The sequence below is a fragment of the Comamonas sp. Tr-654 genome (genome assembly GCF_011752915.1).
Lineage (GTDB): Bacteria > Pseudomonadota > Gammaproteobacteria > Burkholderiales > Burkholderiaceae_C > Comamonas.
In genome coordinates this window covers 104,888-121,719 of record NZ_VWWQ01000007.1, presented here as the reverse complement: position 1 = coordinate 121,719, position 16,832 = coordinate 104,888, and the positions used below count along the sequence as shown (strand labels likewise).

The 16,832-nt window shown below is 65.1% G+C and carries 15 protein-coding genes and 1 riboswitch; of the genes, 2 read left to right on the top strand and 13 right to left on the bottom strand.

Features of this window, described 5'->3' with window-relative positions; translation table 11 throughout:
- Window positions 1-21: 21 nt before the first annotated feature.
- On the bottom strand, window positions 22-981 hold the full coding sequence (locus F3J24_RS20420) for a FecR domain-containing protein (protein WP_167010168.1): 960 nt from the start codon (window positions 979-981) through the stop codon (window positions 22-24).
- The gene (locus F3J24_RS20415) at window positions 978-1,454 is read right to left on the bottom strand and encodes a sigma-70 family RNA polymerase sigma factor (RefSeq protein WP_167010166.1); all 477 of its coding nucleotides are present in this window, start codon (window positions 1,452-1,454) and stop codon (window positions 978-980) included. Before F3J24_RS20415 ends, F3J24_RS20420 begins: the two co-directional genes overlap by 4 nt.
- 500 nt (window positions 1,455-1,954) lie before the next feature.
- Here F3J24_RS20415 and F3J24_RS20410 point away from each other — a divergent pair, with 500 nt between their 5' ends.
- Entirely contained in the window at window positions 1,955-2,962 is a 1,008-nt protein-coding gene (locus F3J24_RS20410; protein WP_167010164.1) for a LysR family transcriptional regulator, read from the top strand.
- A 118-nt stretch (window positions 2,963-3,080) separates the two neighbouring features.
- Here F3J24_RS20410 and cobF read toward each other — a convergent pair whose 3' ends face one another.
- From cobF to cbiT, 4 genes are read right to left on the bottom strand one after another with little or no spacing between them, the layout of a single operon-like run.
- The gene (gene cobF / locus F3J24_RS20405) at window positions 3,081-3,839 is read right to left on the bottom strand and encodes a precorrin-6A synthase (deacetylating) (protein ID WP_167010162.1); all 759 of its coding nucleotides are present in this window, start codon (window positions 3,837-3,839) and stop codon (window positions 3,081-3,083) included.
- Complete coding sequence (gene cobM, locus F3J24_RS20400; RefSeq protein ID WP_167010160.1) at window positions 3,839-4,633, bottom strand: precorrin-4 C(11)-methyltransferase; 795 nt, start codon at window positions 4,631-4,633, stop codon at window positions 3,839-3,841. Before cobM ends, cobF begins: the two co-directional genes overlap by 1 nt.
- Window positions 4,630-5,073: a cobalamin biosynthesis protein gene (locus F3J24_RS20395; protein ID WP_167010159.1), complete on the bottom strand. Its 444-nt coding sequence runs from the start codon at window positions 5,071-5,073 to the stop codon at window positions 4,630-4,632. The genes cobM and F3J24_RS20395 overlap by 4 nt, the downstream gene beginning before the upstream one ends.
- Window positions 5,070-6,266, bottom strand: coding sequence for a precorrin-6Y C5,15-methyltransferase (decarboxylating) subunit CbiT (gene cbiT / locus F3J24_RS20390; RefSeq protein WP_167010157.1), 1,197 nt, complete (start codon window positions 6,264-6,266; stop codon window positions 5,070-5,072). The genes F3J24_RS20395 and cbiT overlap by 4 nt, the downstream gene beginning before the upstream one ends.
- Between cbiT and F3J24_RS20385 the strand changes: the two genes are divergently transcribed.
- Window positions 6,259-7,014 (top strand): cobalt-precorrin-6A reductase, encoded by a 756-nt coding sequence (locus F3J24_RS20385; RefSeq protein ID WP_167010154.1) that lies wholly within the window; start codon window positions 6,259-6,261, stop codon window positions 7,012-7,014. The two genes, cbiT and F3J24_RS20385, sit on opposite strands and share 8 nt — an antisense overlap.
- Window positions 7,015-7,045: 31 nt before the next feature.
- Here the strand turns inward: F3J24_RS20385 and cobJ are convergent, their stop codons facing one another.
- From cobJ to cobN, 7 genes are all read right to left on the bottom strand, one after another.
- A complete protein-coding gene (gene cobJ / locus F3J24_RS20380; RefSeq protein WP_167010152.1) occupies window positions 7,046-7,834 on the bottom strand; it encodes a precorrin-3B C(17)-methyltransferase in 789 nt (262 codons plus the stop codon).
- A gap of 25 nt (window positions 7,835-7,859) precedes the next feature.
- Window positions 7,860-8,600 carry a precorrin-2 C(20)-methyltransferase gene (gene cobI / locus F3J24_RS20375; RefSeq protein WP_167010150.1) on the bottom strand — a complete coding sequence of 247 codons (741 nt, stop codon included), beginning with the start codon at window positions 8,598-8,600 and terminating at the stop codon, window positions 7,860-7,862.
- 11 nt (window positions 8,601-8,611) lie between these two features.
- Window positions 8,612-9,241, bottom strand: a complete 630-nt coding sequence (locus F3J24_RS20370; RefSeq protein WP_167010148.1) for a precorrin-8X methylmutase — start codon at window positions 9,239-9,241, stop codon at window positions 8,612-8,614.
- A complete protein-coding gene (locus F3J24_RS20365; protein ID WP_240154407.1) occupies window positions 9,225-10,496 on the bottom strand; it encodes a nitrite reductase in 1,272 nt (423 codons plus the stop codon). The genes F3J24_RS20370 and F3J24_RS20365 overlap by 17 nt, the downstream gene beginning before the upstream one ends.
- A 197-nt stretch (window positions 10,497-10,693) precedes the next feature.
- A riboswitch (cobalamin riboswitch) is annotated at window positions 10,694-10,933 on the bottom strand.
- 172 nt (window positions 10,934-11,105) lie between these two features.
- A complete protein-coding gene (locus F3J24_RS20360) occupies window positions 11,106-11,693 on the bottom strand; it encodes a VWA domain-containing protein (RefSeq protein ID WP_167010144.1) in 588 nt (195 codons plus the stop codon).
- A 77-nt stretch (window positions 11,694-11,770) separates the two neighbouring features.
- On the bottom strand, window positions 11,771-12,973 hold the full coding sequence (locus F3J24_RS20355; protein ID WP_167010142.1) for an ATP-binding protein: 1,203 nt from the start codon (window positions 12,971-12,973) through the stop codon (window positions 11,771-11,773).
- Window positions 12,970-16,794: a cobaltochelatase subunit CobN gene (cobN, locus tag F3J24_RS20350; RefSeq protein WP_167010139.1), complete on the bottom strand. Its 3,825-nt coding sequence runs from the start codon at window positions 16,792-16,794 to the stop codon at window positions 12,970-12,972. Before cobN ends, F3J24_RS20355 begins: the two co-directional genes overlap by 4 nt.
- Window positions 16,795-16,832 lie beyond the last annotated feature (38 nt).

Sequence of the window (16,832 nt, the reverse complement as noted above, 5' to 3'; positions counted from 1 at the left end):
TGAAATCGACAGCACTCAGCGCTACGGATTGCGAGCCTCCACGCGAACCCAGTAGCGCGTATGGCTGCGCAGTTGCAAGGGGAAGCGGCTGACCAGTGCAGCCAGGGCGCGGTCCGTGTCATCGATGGGAAAGGCGCCTGAGACCTTGAGCTGCGCGACTTCAGGTGAGCATCCCAGGTAGCCCTTGCGATAGCGCGACAGCTCGGCGATCAGCTCGCCCAGCGCAATGTCCACCGCCACCACTCCACCTTCATGCCAGCTGGTGCCGAATGGATCTGCCTTGGTAGCGGATCGCGTGGCGTCGGCCGTGAACCGGGTCTGTTCGCCTGCACGCAGCTCCTGAGGGTCTGCTGCTGCGGGGAGCACGCGAACCGCCTTTTCCTCCACCTGAACATGGCTTTGCCCACTGTCATCCAGGCGCACCATGAAACGTGTTCCCAGTGCCAGGACTCTGCCCTGGGGGGTCTGGACGCTGAAGGGGCGCCCCTGAGAGTCGGGATGGGTGCTGATCAGTATGCGGCCGCTGTGCAGGCGAAGCAGACGTTCGCGGTCGTTGAAGTCCACATCCACGCTGCTGGACGTGTCCAGCGCCAGCAGGGAGCCGTCGGGCAAGCTGATGTCCAGACGCTCGCCGGTGCCTGTGCGATGGGTGGCCTGCCACTGCTGCCAGGGCAGGCCTTGCCAGCCCATCCAGGCAGTGGAGCCGGCCCCGAGGCCGATCACCAGACTTCTCATTACCGTGCGCCGTGTGCGGCTCGCGGGCTTGCCCAGGGCCTGGCTGGCCAGCGAGGGAGGCAGGGCGGCGAGTTGAGCGCTGACGGACTGAACCCGCTGCCAGGCGCGCTGATGGGCAGGGTCTGCCGCATGCCACTGCTGCCAGGCCTGCCGGGCATTGTCCGGGGTCGATGGATCTCTCAGGCGCACATGCCATGCTGCCGCTTCATGCAGGGCCAGGCGTTCGATGTCGTCGACGGGCCTCATGCAAGAACCAGGCAGCAATGTTCCATGGCGCGAGTCAGATAGTTGCTGACCGTGCGCAGCGAGATGCCCAGGCGTTCGGCGATCTCGGGGTAACTCAGCTCCTCGAACTGGGCCAGCACGAAGGCCTCGCGCACCTTGGGCGGAAGTTCCTGCAGCATGCGGTCCACATCCAGCAAGGTCTGCTGGATGATGGCCTGCTCCTCGGTGGACGGAGCGAATTCGGGCGGCACCGTGGCGAGATAGTCGAGGTAGGACTGCTCCAGCGAGCGGCGACGGAACAGATCTGCAGCCAGGCCTTTTGCAATGGTGGCCAGATAGCGCCGGGGTTCCCGTATCTGCTCCTGCGGCATGGGGGAGCGCAGCAGGCGCATAAAGGTGTCCTGTGCCAGATCTGCCGCATCTTCTCGATTGGAAAGCCGCTTGCGCAGCAGGCTTTGCAGCCAGGGGTGGTGGTCTTGGTAGAGGCTATGCACAGAAAATACGTGGCATAAGCAAGCAAGAAAGGCCACGGGGTCATGTTTTGAGAATGGTTATCATTATCTTGCATGTGGGCCGGATTTCCATTTTGGCTTTTACTTAGTGGTGTTTTTCCAAGGGGCGTGGTCTACAGGGGGGCGGCAGGGATCGCCCGAAGCCGTTCACCGGCAATGCTGCTATATGCCTCGATCCGGACTGCTAGGTCGCCGTTTGCATGTCATGGCGTATGACGGCGTATCTTGACGGGGCAGAAGTCATGACCCGGCATCAGCAGACGGGTCGATTGCCGCGACAATGCGGTGGTGCGGTGTTTCCTCCGACCGCTCGAGCATGAGGGCATGCACCGGCAGATGCGCGCAAGCTATCCGACTCTCGGTCATTCCGGCGCTTGATGCAGGAGGCTCGCTCTCGGCGAGCGGGCGAGTTCGGCGCTCGCGCTGGCGAGATTTCAAGGCTTGCCGAACTTTGTTGAAACGATCTGACACCTGTTGGAATCATGGCTGCTGACTCTTCTTTTTCTCAGAGGCAAGCCGGTGCAGGGGCTGCAAGCCCCGAGGGCCGCTTGCTCTTTTCTCGTATGGTCAAGCAGGTACGGTTGCGTCAGTTGCAGCTTTTGCAGGCTTTGCAGCAATGCGGCTCGGTCATGCAGGCGGCAGCGGAGCTGAATATGAGTCAGTCGGCGGCTACCCAGGCCCTGGCCGAGCTTGAGCGGGTATTGGACATCAAGCTCTTCGAGCGCCATGCACGCGGCATACGGCCCACAGTGGCAGGCCAGGCCTTGGTCGATGCAGCACGCGGCATGCTGGTGGGGTTGCAGGATGTGTCCGAATCGCTGGCATCCATCCGGCGCGGGGCTTCGGCGGCTTTGCGTCTTGGAGCCATTCCGGCAGCTGCGTTTTCGGTGCTGTCCCAGCTGCTGCCGTGCTTTTACGAGGCTCATCCGCAGGTCTATGTGGATGTGCATGAGGACGGCAGCGCCCCCTTGCTGTCGCAGCTCATGGCTTCGGGCCTCGATGTGGTGTTCTGTCGCCAGCCCCAGCTTTTGCCGGTGGAGTTTTCCTTCGAGCCGCTGCTGCTGGATGCTGCCGTGGTGATTGCGGATGCAGACCATCCTCTCGTCGGGCGTCGCGATGTGCCGCTGCCTGCCTTGAGGGGGGCGCGCTGGGTGCTGCCAAGCTTTGGCATCGCGGTGCGCCATATCGTGGAGACCGAGGTGCTGCCCGTGCTGGAGGATGCTTCCTGGTTTCCGGCCTCCACCGTGTCCCTGCCTGTGCTCGAGGGCCTGCTCACCCAGCCTGGGGCTGTATCGCTGGTACCTCGCAGCATTCTTCCGGGACTGCGTTCCCAGGGGCGTGTGTGTGCGCTGGATGTGCGTATCGAGGGGGGCTTGCCGCCGTTGGGTGCGGTGTATCGCACAGACCATGCGCCAGTGCTGCTGCAGGAGATGCTCAAGCTCTGGCATCGGCTTAAGCTGCCTCATGCGGCAGCACCGGCATTCGCATAGACGGTTACCGGCAAGCAGGCTGAACGCCCCGGGCTATCGAGACCTTGCAGACATGAGGCGCTCCGTGCGCTGATCGGGTGTGACGGCCGGGCGACGGATGCGCCTTGGCAAGCCAGGGTCAGGTGGCAGCGACCCTGCGCAGCAGATAGATGTCCATGATCCAGCCATTTTGCTCACGGGCCTGGGTGCGCCTGCTGGTGATCTCTGACGCGATATCGCAAAGCCTGCCGTGCATGAGCAATTGCTGGGGCATGCCGAGATAGGCGCCCCAGTAGATGTCGACATCGGTGTCTTGCAACTGCTCATAGCTGCGTTGACCATCCAGCATCACGACCAGGGTGTTCACCCCGGATGGCCAGCCGTTTTCGCGCAGCTGGCGACCGGTGGTGATCAGAAAGGGTTCACCGATTTCATTGAGAGCGATGCCGTGGGCACTGCACAGCACCTGCATGGAGGTGATGCCGGGCACGACGCGCACCTGTTCGCGGGCCAGGCCCAGACGCGACGCAATGCGCAGCGTGCTGTCATAGAGGGCCGGATCGCCCCAGACGAGCAGGGCCACGCGCCCCGAACGAGCAGGCAGATGGTGTTGAAGACTGGCTTGCCAGCGCCGGGCAATGGCATCGTGCCATTCATCCACCTGCTGGTCGTAGTCGTTGCCCTGCTGGCGACGTTGAGGCATGTCGAAGTGGGCAATACGGTTGTGCTGCACATCCAGTTCCTGCAGCAGGGACAGACGGACCTGGGCCAGTTCGGCCTTGCTGTCTTCCTTGTGCGGCAGCAGAACCAGGTCGGCGCTGCGAATCGCTTTTTCGGCTTCTCGGGTGAGGTGATCGGGGTTGCCGGTACCGATGCCGATCAGAAACAGCTCCAGCATCAGGCGCCTTCGGTTCCGCGAGGGAAGCGCGGTTCGTCGCCGCGCGGACGGTAGCGGCGATCATAGTCATTGGCATAGAGCCGGCTGTTGCCGAAGTCCTGCTGGCTCAGCGTGGCACCGACCAGAATCAGCGCGCTGCGCTGCAGCGGATTGGACTGGGCTGCGCTGGCAATATCTCCGACACGGGTGCGCAGCAGCTGCTCGTCGGGCCACGAGGCACGCCAGACAATGGCTGCAGGGCAGTCTGCGCCGTAATGGCTGGTGAGTTCCTGCTGCACCTGCTCGGCCACATGAACCGACAGATGAATCGCCAGCACGGCACCGGTCGCCGCAAAGGCGGCCAGGGTCTCGCCCTCGGGCATGCTCGAGGCCCGGCCCGAGGTACGTGTCAGCACCACCGACTGGCAGGAGCCGGGCAGAGTCAGCTCGGCTTCCAGCGCGGCGGCTGCGGCACTGAAAGAGGGGACGCCGGGTGTGACGGTGTAGGGGATGTCCAGTTCGCGCAGGGCGCGCAGCTGCTCTCCCATGGCAGACCAGATGCTCAGATCACCGGAGTGAAGGCGGGCGACATCCTTCCCTTGCTCATGTGCGATCTGGATTTCGGCCACGATGCCCTCCAGCGACATGGGGGCGGTGTTGACGAGACGGGCACCTGCAGGGCAGTGCGCCAGCAGCTCGCTGGGTACCAGCGAGCCTGCGTACAGACACACAGGCGAGGCGGCCAGCAGATCACGCCCGCGAACGGTGATGAGGTCGGCCGCACCGGGGCCGGCTCCGATGAAATGAACGGTCAAGGCAAAACTCCAGGGATCAATGAGGTGGGCAGCGGCAGGCCGGCAATCGCCAGCGTGGCCCGACGGTCTGCCGAAACGGTGCGCAACACCAACAGCCGGCTTGAAGCATTGGCAGCGCTGGCATGTAGGGCCAGGGCTTCCGCGACGCTGCCGGTGGCAAAGCGCTGCTGCAATCTTGGGGAATGCGACGGCGTGGCTATATGCGCAATCGCGCTGTCGGCAAAGCTTTCCCAGTCTATCTGAGCAAGCCTCTGGCGGGCCCAGTCCTGCAGGGCGCCAGCCGCCAGCGTCTGGCTTCTGCTGGAGAGCAGGGCGAAGGTCCAGCGGCAGCCGGCCGTGTCTGCGCTCGCCAGGGCCTGGGAGGCCTGGCTCCAGCAGCTTTCAAATGATTGAGGCAAGGCGCCGGCTTGAAAGCCCCAGCCTGCGAACAAATGGCTCATGGGCTGTTCCAGACCCACTGCACCAGCGGGCGGGCGGGCGACCAGGACTGCATGCTGCCCAGGCTTTGCGCTTCGCTCCATTGCAGCTGGTAGAGCTGGCCGCCATGCGTGCGGTGCAGCTCCAGCAGCAGCGCCTGGGTGTGCAGCGCCACGGCATTCACCACCAGACGCCAAGGCCCGGAAAGACGCGTGCACAGGGCATCGAACAGCTCAGCGCTAAAGCCGCCGCCGACAAAGACAGCCTGCGGCTCTGGTTGCAGACGGGAAACGGCCGCCAGGGCCTGGTCATGAACCACTTCGATCGCTGCCGCATAGCGCTCAGCGTTCTGCGCAATATTGGCCGCACGCGCGGCATGCTGCTCCACGCAGATGGCCTGGCCGCCAGCCAGGCACCACTCGACGGCGACCGAGCCCGAACCTGCCCCCAGATCCCAGAGCCACTCGCCTTGACGCGGAGCCAGCGCAGCCAGCGTCATGGCGCGCACCGGGCTTTTGGTGATTTGTCCGTCATGTGCAAACTCACTGACGGGCAGGCCTGGCACCTGGGACAGACCTTTTCCGCCGCGCGCTTCGAAAGCCGCAGTCACGGGGGCCTTGGCAGGCTGGGTTGCCAGCAGGGCGGCCAGCTCGCGCGCTGTGCCGCTGCGTATGTCCTGCTGATCGCTGCCTGCCTGCTCCACCAGCCACAACGGGCTGTCGCCCCAGCCCTGCTGCAGCAGCCACTGCGCCAGGGTGTGAGCGGCCGGGCCATCACGCAACAGGCAGATAAAGCGCTCGTGAGGTGCCAGCAGAGGCGTCAGGCTGCTCAGACTGCGAGCATGCAGGCCCAGACAATGGGTGCGCTCCTGGGACCAGCCCAGCTCGCCTGCAACCCAGGAAAATGTCGAGGCTTGAGGGTAGTTGCGCCACTCGCCCAGTTCCAGGTGCCTGGCCAGCGATGCCCCGGCACCGAAGTGAAACGGATCGCCTGACACCAGCACGGCCACGCCTTGCTGTCCACGCAGTTGCAGCACGGGATCGACGCTGAAGGGGACGGGCCAGGCACTGCCGCGCGTCCCTGCTTGCGCCAGCGTCAGATGGCGCGGACTGCCGAACACAACACTGGCATCATCCAGGGCTCGTCGCGCTGCAGGGCTAAGGCTTTCCAGCCCTGATGGATGAATTCCGATAATTGAAAGCCACGGATTGGCCATGACCCAAGTTCTCCTGTTAGGCGGCACTTTCGATGCCTATATGTTGTCCACGCTGCTGCATGAGGCCGGGGTGCAAGCCATCTATTCCTATGCCGGGGCTACCCAGACGCGCCGTACTCCGGCCCTGCCTGTGCGTGTGGGCGGCTTTGGTGGCGTGCAGGGGGTGGTCGATTATTTGCGTACTCAGCGCATCACCCATGTGATTGATGCCACCCACCCCTTCGCGGCACAGATGAGTGCCAATGCCATTGCGGCCTGCGCCCAGCTGGATCTGCCCTTGCTGTCCATGGAGCGGCCAGCCTGGCAGGCGCAGCCCGGCGATCAATGGCAGCATGTGCCGGATATGGCGGCTGCCGCCAAGATCCTGAGCCCCATGCTCGAGCGGGTGTTTCTGGCCATAGGGCGCAAGCAGCTGGCGGCGTTTGCGGGCCTGGCCGGCGAGCACCAGTTTGTGCTGCGCGTCATCGACCAGGAGGGCGGCGCCTTGCCGTTGCCGGCATCCAGCTATGAGCTGATCGTGGCGCGCGGTCCGTTTCAGCTCGCCGATGAGCTGGCGCTGCTCAGGCAGTACCGCGTCGACTGCATCGTCAGCAAGAATGCCGGTGGCGCAGATACCTATGCCAAGGTCGAGGCCGCGCGGCAGCTGGGCATTCCGGTCATCATGGTCGACAGACCGGTGCTGGCGCCGCGTGCCCAGTGCCAAAGCCCGCAACAGGCCATGGAGTGGCTGCACCGGCGGCGCTGCTGAGCACTTTTGCCCGGCAGGACCTTGCGCGTACTCAGGCATGGTCTGTCACGGCAGAGGTAGCGCAGCTTCCGGCCTCATAGCTGCGCGGGGTGTAGACATGCTTGCCTACCTGGCGGGTCTGGCTGTTGCCCACGATCACCACAGTGCGCATATCGGCCATATCGGCCCGTGCATCCAGCAGCTTCACGACCTGCAGCGTCTCATCGGGGCGGCTGACGTTGCGGGCAAAGCAGATCAGGCGCTCGGGCTCGCATTCCTGCTGCAGCACCTGCAGGGCGCGCGAGAAGCCTTCGGGGCGCGAGCGCGAGCAGGGGTTGTAGAAGGCCATGGCGAAATCGGCCTGGGCGGCCAGACGGATGCGGCGCTCGATGATGCTGGCGGGTTTGAGGTTGTCGGACAGGTTGATGGTGCAGAAGTCATGTCCCAAGGGGGCGCCCAGGCGGGCTGCTGCTGCCAGCATGGCGGTGATACCCGGCTGCACCTGCACATCCACGCTCTGCCAGCGGGCATGCTCCTCAGGGCTGGCCTGCTCCAGTGTCTCGAACACGGCACTGGCCATGGCGAACACGCCCGGGTCGCCCGACGAGAGCATCAGCACCTTGCGGCCCTGGGCTGCAAGATTCAAGGCGTTGCGTGCGCGATCGAGTTCCTCGCGGTTGTCGCTGGCATGCAGTTGCAGGTGCTCCAGGCCCTGCAGCCGCGCCACATAGGGAAAGTAGCCGAATGCATCGCTGGCGCTGGCAATGCTGTCGCGTACCTGCTGCGTCAGCAAGGCATCATCGCCCGGGCCCAGGCCCAGCACCAGGAGTTGTGAAGGCATTGAGGTCTTGCTCATGGCGGCGCGATCACATGTCATTGGCCGGGCGGCGGCCCTGGCCGTGCACGACGATGATGGCGAAGTAAGGGCAGCGCTCGGGCGCATCGCGCAGCGGCATGACCTGCTGATCGCTCATGGTGCCGTTGATGACCAGCCAGGCACGGTCCAGCTTGCCTTGCTCGTCCAGCAGCCCACGGATGCGGCCCAGATGCCTTCCCACCTTCATGATGACCAGCGCGTCCGAGCGCGCCATATGCTCGCGCAGCGGCGTATCGGGCAGGGTTGCGGGCAGCACGCTCATCACATCGTCGCCCCAGGTCATTGGAATGCCGGTGGCATGCCAGCAGCCCACCATGCCCGGTATGCCGGGCAGCACTTCCACGGTCACCTGTTCCGCCTGGCGCAGACGCACATAGAGGTGCATGAAGGAGCCGTAGAAGAACGGATCGCCTTCGCAGAGCACGATCACATCCTCGCTGCGCGTGAGCTGCGTCAGCCGGGCCTGCCAGTCCTGATAGAAACTGGACAGCTGGGCGATGTAGCGCGGGTCGTCATGCGGAATTTCCGTGGTCAGCGGGTACTCCATCGGGTACTCCGTCACCTCGGCATGCAGCAGGCCGTTGACAAGTTGCCGTGCCTTGCCCGGGTGACCGCGCTTGCGGAAGTAGGCCACATGACGGGCATTTCTCAGCAGGCGGTCGGCCTTCACGCTCATCATGTCGGGATCGCCGGGACCCAGTCCCACGCAGAAGATTTTTCCGTGATTCATGGTGACTCTTCCTACTCCACCGTGGTTGCCAGCGCGTTGATGGCGGCAACCGTGATGGCGGAGCCGCCGAGGCGCCCTTGCACGATGGCAAACGGAATCTGTCCCCATTCGCGCAGCGCGTCCTTGGACTCAGCAGCTCCCACAAATCCGACCGGGCAGCCGACGATGGCGGCCGGGCGCGGGCAGTCCGGGTCCTGCAGCATATGGAGCAGATGAAACAGGGCCGTCGGCGCATTGCCGATGGCGACCACGGCGCCGTCCAGATGCTCGCGCCACAGCTCCAGTGCTGCGGCGCTGCGGGTGTTGCCCATGCCGGCGGCCAGCGCTGGCACACGCGGGTCCTGCAGGGTGCAGATGATGGGGTTCTGGGCCGACAGGCGCTTGCGCGTGATGCCCTCGCTGACCATGCGTGCATCGCAGAGCACCGGTGCTCCGCGCTGCAGCGCGGCTTCTGCGGCTTCGGCAAAGGTCGGGGAAAAATGGATATGCGAGGCCAGCTCCACCATGCCGGCTGCGTGAATCATGCGGCAGGCGACCCGCTCTTCCACGGGGTTGAAGCGCTTGAGATCGGCCTCGCGGCGGATGATGCTGAACGATTGCCGGTAAATCTCTTCACCGCACTTTTCATAGTTGTAGGTCATTGAGTTGTTGCTGTATATCGTGTGGACCGGAGTCCAGAGGCCGATAGGGAATGGAGGCCCGGGCCGATGGCTGTGCTTCGGCGGGGCTGGCGTGCAGCCATATCTGGCCCGCCGCGTCCTGGCTGGCAAACACCACATTTGTCGCATCGGCAGGCAGGGCGCAGAGCTTGGCGCAGCCGCTGATATGAAGATGCCGGTCCGCCGCCTGTGAGCTGGCGAACCGCAGGGCCATGGACTGGGCCGGGATATGGGCCTGAGGGCAGTTGGGGGCGCCGGTGCAGGCCGAGACCCGCAGGCGCACATCGGTGGACTGGCGGATCCAGTCCCAGGAGTCGAGCCGGGCAGGCAGTGAATCCAGATGCTTGTTCGGAAGCAGCAAGGATTTCCAGGGCGTGACCCGGATCTCCGCCTGTTCGGGCATTGGAGCCGCCAGCTTCTGTATGGCCCATGCGTCCAGGCGCCCCAGCGGGGCGCCCAGCAGCAGGCCGTGAGGGTTGAGTGCTCCGGGCCGCAACGGCTTGGCAGTGGTCTTGTCCTGAGTGCGGGGCTCAAGGTGATGACTGGCCCTGGCGAGTCCGCAGGCCTGAAGGTCGATGGGCTTTGCAAGGGCGCGCAACCGGCCTGCCGCCTGCGCGCTGCGCTCACTGGCAAACCACAGTGCAATCCGTATGGCGGCCTGGACGGTTGCCGGTGCGCTCTCAAAACCGTACCAGTCTGCCGACTGGCCCAGTGCAAGCCCATAGCGTCCATCGGCGCAGGCCCATAGCTGAAGGTCGGAGCTCAGGCTTTGGAGATGGCGCTGCGGATCGTCGACCAGCATGTCGAATTTGCCGGGCAGGGCCGGAATGTCCTGCTGTTGCAGGGCCAGGGGAGTCAGATCACGCGCCGCAGCCACGGAAAGCGCCAGAGCCAGCGCATGGGTGCGATCTCCTCTGGCATAGAACGGCGTGCAATGCACGGCAGGCGCCAGATCGGTCTGTTCATCGGCCGGTGCCAGTCTGGAGGCAACGAGCGCCGCGCGCAGGGCAGGCAGGGCCGATTCGCGCACGCCGCGCAATTGCAGATTGCCGAGGCGCGTCAGCTCGATCTGGCCCGAGGCATGGGTTCGTGCGAGCTCGGCCAGTACCAGCCACTGAGCGGCGCTCAGAGACGCGCAGCGAGGGCGCACGCGCACGATCCAGCCGTCCTGTGCCTGCATGGGCTTCCAGGTGCTGGGGCACCAGCCGCGAATCTGAACGGTCTCAGTGCTGGACAAGCGCTGCTCCAGGCGACGAGGCCAGGGCACGGCCGGCCCGCTGGGACAAATCTGACTGGAAAATTCCATGCAACATAGGTCATCCAAGGTCGGTTTGGCCGATACCCGGGCCAGACAAACAAAATGTGCAGAGGGAAATGAAGAGGTGATGAGCCGCACGCAGGCGCTGGCATATCACAAGCCACATGCAATCCCGCTGCGCTTTGTACACATCAGGCCGGTCTCCGGACTTACAGTGCCCACCTGAGGGTGGCATGTCGATGCGCCTTCCCGCTTTCGCAGTGGCGGCCATGGCCGTGGGCCAGAGCGTGCATCGCCATATCTCTGATTACCGTTGCGGGTGCAGTGCAGGATTGATGGAGATTCCATTGACCTGCTTCTCGTTTCACCTCCGCGCGCAGAGCACGCCTTGAGGCACCTGTGGTGGCGCGATCTTACGCGATAACCTGGTGCATACGGCCCAATTCATCGGCCCGGCAGCCGCTTTCCTGCCGCCTGTGCGGCGACCGGATATCGATAGGGCGAGCAGGGGGCAGTGTGATGCCCTGTTAGATGGTTATCAAAATAGATAGCTGCTAGCGCTTGCCTGTTAAGCGGTAGAGGCGATTTTTAGTCGAATTTCAGCGGCAGTCGCAGAGTATCCGGCCAGGCCTTTGTCAGCCGCTCGGCACCGCCAAACCGGCGCCTGCTCTGGCCCGCAGCGCTTTCACAGTCCACCAGAATCTGTGCCAAGGCAGGTACGGGGCCGCGCTCCAGCTGCAGCACATCGGGGCTGCGGAAGTCGCTGATCAGCCACAGGCAGGATGGTTGCAGGGAGTATCTGGCCGCCATCTGCCAACCTGACTCCAGGGCCTGGGCCAGCGGCGTGCCGCCACCGCCGCGCAGCGGCTCGATCAGGTCGGCATTCCAGCGTGGCGCCCGCGTGGGCTCCAGCATCCAGTGCAGGCGGCCTGCGCCGAAGCAGAGCAGGGCCACGACTTCGCGCTGCAGATAGGCCCGGCGCAGCCACTGCAGCAGCAGGCCCTTGGCCTGGGCGAACGCGCCGCTTTCGACCATCGAAGCCGAGCAGTCCAGCAGGAACAGGTGTTGCCTGCGCACCTCTCCCTCGGGCTGGTGCCAGCGCAGATGGGCGGGTGCCAGTGGCAGCCCCTGGCGCTGGCGCAGGGTGGCAATCCAGTCAATCGATGCCCCTGGCATCTTATGGACGCTGGATACGGCATGGCTGGCCGGAGCCAGACCTTGGTTGGCGGAGCCGACTTGCCCCCGGCCAGCGCTCAGCGCAGCAGACCGGAGGCCCTGGCTTTTTTTGCGGACAGGGCCTCCAGTGCTGCCTGCGCCATGGCGTCGGCCTGGCCAGCCTCGAAGGCGACGCTGCTCACGGCTTGAGCCTGACCCCAGCCGGCAGGCGGCTGTTCGAGGCCCGGGCCGGCGTCTTGAGGCAAGGAGCTGGTGGCGCCGGGCTCGCGGGAGGCCGTTGAAGGGGATGCTGATGCCTGGATATCAGGCACTGTGAGGTCTTTGCTGTCCTTGCCGGATTGCGCTGCGGGCGCGGCTGGAGGTGTGCTGGCCGGTGTCTGTCGGGGTTGACTGGCGCTGCCGGGGTCTGGCTTGGCCGCGCGATGCTGCAGTACCAGTGGCGCGACCTCGGACACATGGGCTGGCGTGATGCTGTGACTACCTTGCCAGGCTGCCAGGGCGCGTGCAGCGCGCAGCATGACCAGGTCGGCACGCAGTCCGTCCACCTGGGCGGCAATGCACTGCAGGGCCACGGCCTCGTGGACGGCATCGCTCCAGGCCAGCTCCGACGCATTGCGGCAACGGCTGCGGGCCTGCGCCAGCCTTTGGCGAATCTCCTGCTGCCCGGCTGCATGAGATAGGGCAAAGCCCTGGGGATCCTGATCAAAGCGCAGCCTGGCCTTGACGATGCTGCTGCGCAGCTGCGGGTCCTGCGCATTGTCCAATTGCACACAAAGGCCCAGGCGGTCCAGCAACTGCGGTCGCAGCATGCCTTCCTCGGGATTCATGGTGCCGACCAGCACAAAGCGCGCGGCATGGCTGTGCGAGATCCCGTCGCGCTCTATGCGATTGATGCCGGAGGCTGCCACATCAAGCAGCACATCGACGATGGCATCGGGCAGCAGATTGATCTCATCGACATAGAGAACCCCTTCGTGCGCCTTGGCGATCAGGCCTGGCGCAAAAGCCACTTCATGGCCCGCCAGAGCTTTGGACAGGTCCAGGCTGCCGGTCACATGCTCGATGGAGGCACCTAGCGGCAGGGTGACGAAAGGAGCAGGTGCCAGCAGATCCGCCAGCGCACGTGCTGCCGTGGACTTTGCCGTGCCACGCGGGCCCCGGATGAGCACGCCGCCCAGCTGCGGCTCGATTGCGGCCAGCAGCAGAGCCTGCACGAGGGCGGGCTGTCCCTGTATGGCAGAGAGAGGGAATACGGGTACCGGATCGTGGTTGGGGCTCATTGGGAAACCTGTCCTTCCATGAATTCTTCGTGCTCCAGCATCTGGGCCAGCAGGCTCTGGCGATGCTCGCCGGGCTGCTCCCACATGCCGCGGTCTATGGCTTCCAGCAGGCGCGAGACGATATCGCCCAGCGCCTGTGGATTGTGCTGGCGCAGAAACTGGCGCACGCTCTCGTTTTCGACATAGGCCTGAGTGACCATGGCGTAATGCTGGTCCGAGACCAGCGCGGTGGTGGCATCGAAGCCGAACAGATAGTCCACCGTGGCCGCCATCTCGAAGCCGCCCTTGTAGCCGTGGCGCATGGCGCCCGCAATCCATTTGGGATTGGTGACGCGGGCGCGCACCACGCGGCCGATCTCCTCGGCCAGGGAGCGAATCCTGGCAGACTGAGGATTGCCATGGTCGCCATGATAGACGGCAGGGTCGCTGCCGCCCAGGTGCCGCACGGCCGCCACCATGCCGCCCTGATGCTGGTAGTATTCGCTGGAGTCCAGCAGGTCATGCTCGCGGCTGTCCTGGTTCTGAAGCACCACGTCCAACGCCTGCAGACGCCGCTCCAGCGCGGCGCGGGCCGGCACGCCATCGGCCTGCTGGCCGTAGGCATAGGCACCCCAGTGCAGGTAGTGGCGTGCAAAGTCACCTGCGTCGGTCCACTGGCCGCTACGCAGCATCTCGTGCATGCTGGCGCCATAGCTGCCGGTGGGCGCACCGAAAACGCGCCACAGCGCTTGTTCGCGGGCCGCGTCGGCGCTCAGGCCCTGGTCCATTGCGGTTTGCGTGTCCCGCAGCATGCGGGCGCGGATAGGGTTGTCCTCGGCGTCCTCATCCAGCTCGGCCACGGCACGCACCGCGGCATCGAACATCTGCACGACGTTGGGAAAGGCATCGCGGAAGAAGCCGCTGATGCGCAGCGTCACGTCAACGCGCGGGCGACGCAGCCCGACGGCTGGAATGACTTCGAAGTCGGTCACGCGCTGGCTGCCGGCCGCCCATTTGGGGCGTACCCCGATCAGGGCAAAGGCCTGGGCGATATCGTCACCGCCGGTACGCATGGTGGCTGTTCCCCAGACGGAAAGACCGATGGCCTGTGGATATTCGCCATGCTCCTGCAGATATCGCTCCAGCAGGCGCTGCGCGGACTGCTGCCCCAGCGCCCAGGCGGTCTGGGTGGGGATGGCACGGGTGTCCACGGTGTAGAAGTTGCGACCTGTGGGCAAGGTGTCGCAGCGCCCGCGCGAGGGCGAGCCGCTGGGGCCCGGCGGAACAAAGCGTCCTTGCAGTGCGCGCGAGAACTGCAGTAGCTCCTGGGGGCCGCAGGCGTCCAGTGAAGGTGCAATCTGCTGCTCTATGCGCGTCAGCACTCGTAGTGTGTGCGGCCAGTCGCGAGCCAGCTCGGGCCGGGCAATGACCTGCAGGGCCAGCAGCTCGAGCCGCTCGCGCGTGTCGCCGCCATGGCGCCAGGCACCGGCATCCTGCTGCTGCAGCGCGGCCGGACGCGGGCCGTTCCAGGGCGCGGCTGCATCCATGTCCAGCGGGTTCCAGTCCATGGCCGGCAGCAGGTCGGCGGTCAGCGCGTTGAGCAGGCCCTGCTCGTTGCAGCCACTGCCCGGATAGCGCGCCAGAGAGAGCAGGGTGGATTCGCGCAGCTGGCCCTGGGGCGAGCGGCCGAAGATATGCAGTCCATCGCGGATCTGGGTTTCCTTGAGTTCGCACAGATAGGCATCGATGCGTTCCAGCAGTTGCTCGTCGGCATCGGGCTGCGCGTCCGCCGCTTCGAGGCCGAGTTCGCGCAGAAGATCCTGCTGCCTGGCGCAGTCCAGAATCTGCTTGCGCAGCATCCCGGAGCGGCGCAGATCGACCAGCAGGGCTTCGTAGTATTCGTCCACCAGGCGCTCCAGCTCCTGCATGGGGCCGTGGTTTTCGGCGCGCGTAAGCGGCGGCATCAGATGGTCGATGATGACGGCCTGGCTGCGGCGCTTGGCCTGAGCCCCTTCGCCCGGGTCGTTGACGATGAAGGGGTAGACATGAGGCAGCGGGCCGAGAATGGCATCGGGCCAGCATTGCTGCGACAGCGCCAGACTCTTGCCCGGCAGCCATTCCAGATTGCCATGCTTGCCCACATGGACCATGGCGTCCACACCGAACACATCGCGCAGCCAGAAGTAGAACGCCAGATAGTGATGAGGAGGAACCAGCTCGGCGTCGTGATAGCTTGCGTAGTCATTGCGTCCATCGAGAGCGCGCGCGGGCTGTATGCCGACAAAGACATGGCCCAGCTGCAGGCCTGCAATCATGAACCAGCCGTCGCGCAGCATGGGGTCTTGCTCGGGTGCACCCCAGCGCTCGGCTATGGCCTGGGCCATATCGCCGGGCAGCTTTGCCAGGCGCCGTTGATAGGCCTGCAGCGAATAGCCCTGGCTCGCGGGACGCAGAGGCCATTTTTTCGGGTCATTGGCGATGCCCTGCTGCAGCAGGGCCATCAGAGCCAGACCGGAGTCGGGCCGCGCAGCAGCATCGCCCAGCTGCCAGCCGTCACTTGCCAGCTGATCCAGCAGCGCAATCACGGATTCCGGCGTATCGAGGCCCACGCCACTGCCCATCCGTGCTTCGCTGCCCGGATAGTTGGCCAGTATCAGCGCGGCTTTCTTCTGCGCGTCAGGCTTGCTGCGCAGCTGGCACCAGCGCCAGGCCAGCTCGGCAATCCAGGCAATGCGGTCAGGCTCGGCCTGGTAGCTGATCACATCGGCTTGCGTCAGCTCGCAGCGATGGGCCAGACCCTTGAAGCTCATGGCGCGAGTCATGATGCGGCCGTCCATCTCGGGCAGCACCACCTGCATGGCAATGTCGCGCGGGCGCAGGCCTTGGCTGTCGGTCAGCCAGTCTTCGCGATTGCTGCCGCTGGCAATCACCTGCAGCACCGGGATGTCGCCCGCCAGCGCATCGGCCGCCTTGCCGGTGCGCGCATGTTCTCCAAGGGCCGCAAACGCCGTGGTGTTGAGAATGATCTGCACCTGGTGGGTGAGGCACAGGGAGCGCAGCGTCTGCAGGCATAGTCCGTCCTTGAGCGACTCCAGGGCCAGCGGCAGCGGGTTCAGGCCGCGTGCGAGCAGGGCGTCGGCCATGGCATCGAAGGCCTCGGTATTGGCCGCCAGCAGATGCGAGCGGTAGAACACCAGCATCGCCACGGGAGCGCCTGGGGTCCAGCGCGCCTGCAAGTCGTCCAGGCCCGGAAGATGCCCGGCATCGTCTGCCAGCCAGCTTTGTGGCACATGCACGGCCACCGGGGGCAGCACCCGCACGGGCGCGCCCTCGCGGCCCTGGTTCAGGCCCCAGGCTGCCGCCATGCGCAGGAACTCGCGCGCATTGCCAAGGCCGCCGGCGCGCAGATATTGCCACAGCGCACGGCTTTGCGCGGGCTCAAGCGTGCCCTTGGCCAGCAGCTCCGGATCCTCTTGGTTGTCACCAGAGAACATGGCCAGCTTCTGGCCCTTGCGGCGCGCCAGCTTTTGCAGCTGCTCGATGCCGTAGGGCCAGGTGGATTCGGCCCCCAGATGGTCGACGATGACCAGCTTGGCATGCTGCAGCACCTCGTCGATATACAGATCGAGCGAGGCGCTCTGGCGCAGATGCAGCAGATTGGCGAGCCGCAGCGTGGGGACATCGGTTTCGGCTTGCTGCCACATTCGGTAGGCATCGGCCAGCAGCGACAGCGTGGTGTCGGCAGAGCTCAGCACCACCATGTCGGCAGGCGTCTGGTCCAGACGGGTGATGATGCTGTCGTCTTCGACAAAGCCGCCGGGGCGGGAGCTGAGCAGGTGCATGATTCAAAAAGATAGCTTTATTCGCTTGCCAGTAAAGC